The sequence below is a fragment of the Methanoculleus chikugoensis genome (genome assembly GCF_900095385.1).
In the GTDB taxonomy this organism is placed as follows: Archaea; Halobacteriota; Methanomicrobia; order Methanomicrobiales; family Methanoculleaceae; genus Methanoculleus; species Methanoculleus chikugoensis_A.
In genome coordinates this window covers 42634-49006 of record NZ_FMID01000031.1, presented here as the reverse complement: position 1 = coordinate 49006, position 6373 = coordinate 42634, and the positions used below count along the sequence as shown (strand labels likewise).

At 65.8% G+C, this 6373-nt stretch carries 5 protein-coding genes; all 5 read left to right on the top strand.

Translation table 11 applies throughout. The annotated features are described in order from the left end of the window. A partial coding sequence (locus L21_RS06760) for an ABC transporter permease (RefSeq protein WP_074369729.1) occupies positions 1-1025 on the top strand: 1025 nt, incomplete at its 5' end. A gap of 66 nt (positions 1026-1091) precedes the next feature. After that, positions 1092-1775: a hypothetical protein gene (locus L21_RS06755; protein WP_074369728.1), complete on the top strand. Its 684-nt coding sequence runs from the start codon at positions 1092-1094 to the stop codon at positions 1773-1775. 98 nt (positions 1776-1873) lie between these two features. Beyond that, positions 1874-3085, top strand: a complete 1212-nt coding sequence (locus L21_RS06750; protein ID WP_218600634.1) for an RNA-guided endonuclease InsQ/TnpB family protein — start codon at positions 1874-1876, stop codon at positions 3083-3085. Between the two features lie 66 nt (positions 3086-3151). Beyond that, positions 3152-4459, top strand: coding sequence for a methyl-coenzyme M reductase glutamine C-methyltransferase (locus L21_RS06745; RefSeq protein ID WP_074369726.1), 1308 nt, complete (start codon positions 3152-3154; stop codon positions 4457-4459). Positions 4460-4609: 150 nt separating this feature from the next. Next, positions 4610-6226: a DUF2795 domain-containing protein gene (locus L21_RS14415; RefSeq protein ID WP_256712594.1), complete on the top strand. Its 1617-nt coding sequence runs from the start codon at positions 4610-4612 to the stop codon at positions 6224-6226. Positions 6227-6373 lie beyond the last annotated feature (147 nt).

Here is a 6373-nt window from a genome sequence, read left to right as displayed (position 1 = left end):
CGTCGGAGAAGACGATCGTCTTTGCGATCCTCCTGCAGGTCTTCATCGCGATGTTCTCGTCATTCTTGATGGTGGGGCTCACCGCCATGTACGACCCGGAGGCGATCGAGGGCTACTCGACGATCGCTTACGGTGTCGGCTACGCCGGAGCGGACTCACCGCTCATCGACGAGTTCGAGAAGAGAGACGACCTCATCCTCCACCGGATGGATCTCGGCCAGGCGCTTGCGGCGCTCCGCGAACGGCAGGTCTCGGCGGTGGTCTACGTCCCGGACACCCCGCCCGATGCGGAGGGGGCGGTCATGGTCACGCTCTACCTCATCCAGAACGACCTGCAGTCGAGCGTCATCAACGTCAAGGTAAAAGAGGTGCTCCAGGGCTACGAGAAGGAACTGCGGGAGGTTCGGGCCGACCGGATGACCACCTTCCCGGTTTCGCTGAACTTCCCCGAGTCCGGTGGCGGCGAGAACTTCTTCGAGTTCGTCTACGGCCTCCTCATCCCGCTGCTCGTCCTCCTCCCGGCGATCGTCTCAGCCGCCCTGATCATCGACCTCATCACCGAGGAGTACCAGCGCCGGACGCTCGAGACGCTGATGTCGACGCCGGTCACGTTCGCGGAGATGGTCTGGGGGAAGGTTGTGGCCTGCGAGGTTCTGGTTCCGGTGCAGGCCGGAGCCTGGCTCCTCCTCCTCGGGTTCAACGGCATCGCGGTCGATAACGCTGCCGCGATCCTCCTCCACGCCTCGGCAGGCGGGCTCTTCCTCATCCTGCTCGGGGCGCTCGTGGCGCTCCACTACCGTGAACGGACGAGCGCCCAGTTCATCTTCTCGACCGCGCTCGTCGTGGTCTTCCTCCTCGTCATGGCCGTTCCCTACAATCCGTTAAACCTCATGGTCCGGCTCGCGGTGGATACCGCCGGCCCCGTCCACTGGCCGATCCTCGCGCTGGTCGCGGGAGTAGCAGCCCTCCTCGGGTGGGCCGTAACGGCCTACGCCCGCCGGGTCGGGGAAGGGGTTACAGCGTAGCCGTCATCTCGCGGCATTCCATCGTGGGCAAAATATATATCGGCAGATATGCCATTCAGCCCATCGATGACCCACCTCCGTCACCTCAGTACCACCTGTGCAGTCTGCGGCGAGGCCTGCCGGTTCACCATCCCCGAGGCCGCGGGCAGCGTCGGGTCGCGAGACCTCGACACCCGCCCCGCGGAACCCCTGCGCTCCACCATCTACGCATGGGTGAAACGGTGCCCGTCCTGCGGCTACTGTGCGCCCGACCCGGGCAAGGCACCGGAAGGAGCGGCCGACGTGGTGAAACTCCCGCGTTATCGCTGGCAACTCGACGCCCGGAAGTTCCCTGGAATAGCAAACACCTTCCTCTGCTGGTCGATCATCCAGGAAGATCTCGGTTTCCCGGCCCAGGCAGCGTGGGCGTCTCTCCATGCCGCCTGGGTCTGCGACGACGAGGGGGAGGATGTGCCCGCCCGGATCTGCCGGAAACGTGCCGCTGATCTCCTGCGGCGGGCGTGGGAGAAGGGCGAACGGCTGGCCGCCCTGGAGGGAGCGGACGAGGCCGTCCTCGCGGATCTGCTCCGCCGGGCGGGGAGGTTCCGGGAGGCCCGCGCCGTTGTCGCGGAGGCGCTGGAGAAGCACCCGCAACCCATCATCGCCGACATCATGCGGCTCCAGGCACGGTTGATCGCCGCATCGGATCGGGGTGTCCATACCGTCGCCGAGGCCCGGCGGTTCAGGATCGTGGGTCGAGGAGCCCCCTGACTTCAGTCCGGGGCGGAATCGACCCTCCGTATATCACAATGCACTTCCGTCCCGCGCGGCTATTCTTTATGCTGGGGAAGTTCCCACTGAAACGATGTATGCAATCGGTGACGAAATTGCGGTTGGTTGCGTCTCCTGACGAACGGCAGACGCTGTTCGCCACGATGGAGCGATACAATGCCGCCTGCAACACAGTGTCACCGATTGCCGCCTCTGTTCGACAGTTCTCCAACATCGGTCTGCAGAAGCGGCTGTACCGTCACGTTCGGGAGACCTTCGGGCTCTCGGCGCAGATGGCCCAGCTTGCTATCCGCAAGGTTGCCGGGAGTTACCGGAGCACCAGAGAGGCGATCAAGGAGCAGAACAAGGTACTTGCCGCTCTTGGCAAACCCTTGAAGTCCCTCACCGAGCTCTCATTCCGGGAGCACGGGGCCATCTGCTACGATGCCCGGGTGCTCTCCCTCGGCCGGAGCCGGGTGAGCATCTGGACGCTGGACGGCAGGATCAAACTCCGGTACCGCAAGCCCGATCATTTCCCGGCGGTCGCGACCGTCAAGCAGACGGACCTCGTCTACCGGGATGGGGCGTTCTGGCTCTACGCGACCGTGGAGACTCCCGACATCGAGCCTGCCGAACCCTCCGGGTACCTCGGGGTCGATCTCGGGGTGGTGAAGAACGCCACCACGAGCGACGGAGTAACTTTCTCCAGCGACGCCACCGAGAAGGTGCGGCAACGGTACGGTAGACTCAAGGGGGTTCTCCAGAAGGTCGGCACCAGGTCGGCCAAACGAAAACTGCAAAAGATCTCCGGCAGAGAACACCGGTTTAAGACGAATACCAACCACGTCATCAGCAAGAGAATCGTTTGCGCGGCACAAGGCACGAAGCGGGGGATTGCTCTCGAAGACCTGAAAGGCATCCTCCTGCGGACGACGGTTACGAAGGGGCAGCGCGAGCGACATCATAAGTGGGCGTTCCACCAACTTCGATCCTTCATCGAGTACAAGGCCCGCAGGGCCGGGGTTCAGGTGCAGGTGATCGATGGAGCGTATACGAGCCAGCAGTGCAGTGCCTGCGGGTCCATCCACCCCGATAACCGCCAGACCCAGGCAGCGTTCCGCTGCCTCGCCTGCGGGCATACGGAGAACGCTGATCTGAATGCAGCGAGGAACATCGCTGCCAGGGCCGCCGTCAACCGGCCTATTGCGATCTGCTCCCCCGACACCGGAGGAGAGGTGGAATCGCAAGCCTGTAAAGAGCATGGTGCCACCTATGGTATCATGCCCCCGACTTCAGTCGGGGGTAGTTGACGCAGCCCGCACCGCTCTGACCGGCAGATCCCCACCTTTTGTATACTGTTCCGGCGATACTGTATCATGGAGATCACGATCCTCTCCCCCGGCATCTACACCTACGGCGCCATGCTGATCGGCGGTGTCCTCCGCGACGCGGGACACCGGGTGGCTCTCACCCGGACGCCCGCCGCCCCGGGCGATTCGGTCCTGCTCATGAGCCTCTTCTCGACCCAGCACCTCCTCGATCCCGCGATCCGCGACCTGATCCGGGCACACCGCGAGCGCGGAGGGGTGGTCTACGTCGGGGGGCCGGTCTCGGCCGCACCGGAGATGGTGCTCGGGGAGCTCGCCCCCGACGCGGTGGTCGTCGGCGAGGGCGAGGAGACGGTGGTCCGGCTCGTCGAGGAGGGGGTGTCGCCCGATCTTTCGGGGATCGCGTTCCTCGACGCCGGCCGGCCGGTCGTGACGCCGCCCGCTCCGCCGGCGTCGATCGACCGGCCGCTCCCCCTGATCCCGGACGACATCGGGAGCCAGAGCGTCAGGGGAGCGAGCGCCTACATCGAGACCCACCGGGGGTGCATCGGGGCGTGCACCTTCTGCCAGGTGCCCCGGTTCTTCGGGAGGACGATCCGGAGCCGGCCGCTCGGAAGCATCGTCGAGGAGGTGAAGGCCTTTGCGGCGCACGGCGCGACGAGGCTCTCGGTCTCCGGGGGGACCGGGTCGCTCTACGGCTCCACCGACGGGGAGATGAACCCGGAAGCCTTCATCGCCCTCCTTCGTTCGATGGCGGAGGTGATGGGAGCGCGAAACGTCTCCTCCCCGGACATCCGCGTCGACTGCATCACCGACGAGGTCCTGGACGCCGTCCGGCGGTACACCATCGGGTGGGTCTTCTTCGGGATCGAGTCGGGGAGCGACCGGGTTCTCCGGATGATGGGCAAGGGCGCGACCGTCCGGCAGGTCGAGGAGGCGGTGGAGCGGTGCCGGGAGCACGGTCTCCGGGTTGCGGGGAGTTTCATCGTCGGCTACCCCGGGGAGACGGAACGGGACTACGAAGCGACGAAGGATCTCATCGCCGCACTCTCCCTCGACGACGTCTTCGTGAGCAGCGCCGAACCCATCCCGGCGACGCCGCTCGCCGACCTCGCGGTCAGGACGCCCCGCGACAAAAACCCGGCGTTCATCCCGCATGCCGGGGAGTACCGGGCGCTCAACCTGACCGAGAGCGAGGCACGGTGCTTCGACCTGATGATGCACGCCGATCTCTTCCGCCCGCAACTGCGGCTCGTGACCGACGAGGTCTACAACACCTATCTCGCCGAAGCACGGAAGCAGGGGCGGGATATCAGGGCGGCGACCGAACTCATCCTCCGCTACGCCCGACCGTAAGGTCCGGACCGGCATCCGCTTCCATTCTTCGTTCTCACTGCTGAAACAGCCCGGCTTGCCCGAGCCGGAAACCCTTAAGTATCCTCGAACATCTACTCCCCCGCCTTGAAGGGATACCTCTTCGAGAAGAACAAGCTGGAGGGAGATACGATGGCTGAACAACAGGCAGGATCGATGTTGGAGACCCGGCCGGGGCGGGGAGAGACGGTGAACCTGATGCGTGCGCACGACATCCGGGACGTCAAGGTGCGAAACCCGGAAGGAGAGAACCTCGGCGATATCAGCGATATCGCGATAGACCGCGACAGCGGCTGCATCGCATACGCCGTGCTCTCCTACGGCGGGATCCTCGGGTTCGGCGAGAAGCATTTCGCCATACCCTGGGAGGCGGTTCGCACCCGCCCGGGGGAGAGGAGTGCTACCGTGGACGCGGACAAGCGGACGCTGGATAGCTCTTCGGGGTTTTCCCGGGACAGGATGCCTCGTGAAGCCGACTGGAGTCTGGTCCGGACACCGCCCCGGGCACGCGCAGCAGCGGTGCCCACGGCCCCGGTAACGGAGAGGGAGGTTCCGCCTTCACGGGGGGTGGGCACGGCTGCAGCAGCGGCCACCGGAGCAGCAGTGGCAGGCGCAACGAAGCCGGCGGAGACAACGACCCCTGCCGGAGAGCGGATCGTTCCGACACCGCCGCCCGTCCAGACGGTCGCACGCGGCTGGGGAGAGCAGCCGACGACGCAGCCCGTCGAGGAGCGACCGGTGACGACGGAGGCCCCGCCAACCAGGGAGACCCGGGAACCCGGCGTCAGGGAGGTCAGGAGGGAGCGCATCGTCGAGACCGCGCCCCGCGAGGCTGTCGTCGAGGAGGTCAGGAGAGAGCCGGCAGGCGCGATGGAGGGCCGGCCGGTAACGGAGGCCGAACGATCACTGATGACCCCGGGGCCTTCCGCCGGTCGCCTCTCGGCCGCCGGGCTGCAGACCTACCTTGCGGGCATGAACTACCCGGCGAGCAAACAGGATCTCATAACCCATGCCCGGCAGAGCAACATGCCGCAGAACGCGGTCTCGGTACTTGAGAACTTCAACGACCGGACATACCGGTCGGCCGCAGACGTGAGCGCGGAATTCGGCAGCGAGGCTCGAACCCGGCAGCCGACCGGAATCGAGATGCCTGCACGGGAGGTTCGCGAGACAACCGTGGAGGAGGTCCGCGAGGAAGCACCCACGACCCGGAGGACGGTACCACCCCGCGCCCGTCTCTCCGCTGCGGACCTGCAGGTCTACCTCAAGGGCATGGACTATCCGGCAGGGAGGCAGGATCTCGTAACCCACGCCCGGGGGAAAAATGCCCCACAGGAAGTCATTTCGTCGATCGAGGGGTTCTCCGACCGGACATACCGGTCGGCAGCCGACGTGAGCACGGAGTTCGGGAGGGAGGTCCGCGGGGAGCAGCCGGCCGCGATGGAAACGCGGCGGGAGCCCGGGATCACTGCGGAGGAGGTCAGGAGAGAGGAGACGGTCCGATCTGAAACCCACGTCGAGGAGGCCCCCGCGGCACGAAGGACAGTACCATCCCTCACCCGCCTCTCCGCTGCGGACCTGCAGGTCTACCTCAAGGGCATGGACTACCCCGCGGGCAAACAGGAGATCGTCGTCCAGGCCAGGAAGAACAACGCTCCTCAGGACGTGATCACGGCGATCGAGGGGTTCTCCGACCGGACATACCGGTCGGCCGCAGACGTGAGCACGGAGTTCGGAAAGGTCCGGTGACGGGGAGGGCCCGCCGCCACGGGCGGCAGCCGGGAAACATCCCTCCCAACCTCCCCGGCACGCCGATTCTATGGCGGAGAACTCTTCGCCGGTAGCCCGGTACCGGAACCGGGGAACTGTTAAATAGTCGCAACACGCATCGCCCGC

What these genes read in the sequence shown, in the direction of transcription:
- L21_RS06745 (WP_074369726.1), top strand. Translation starts at nt 3,152, where the DNA reads ATGGAGATCACGATCCTCTCCCCCGGCATCTACACCTACGGCGCCATG.
- L21_RS06755 (WP_074369728.1), top strand. Translation starts at nt 1,092, where the DNA reads ATGACCCACCTCCGTCACCTCAGTACCACCTGTGCAGTCTGCGGCGAG.
- L21_RS06750 (WP_218600634.1), top strand. Translation starts at nt 1,874, where the DNA reads ATGCAATCGGTGACGAAATTGCGGTTGGTTGCGTCTCCTGACGAACGG.
- L21_RS14415 (WP_256712594.1), top strand. Translation starts at nt 4,610, where the DNA reads ATGGCTGAACAACAGGCAGGATCGATGTTGGAGACCCGGCCGGGGCGG.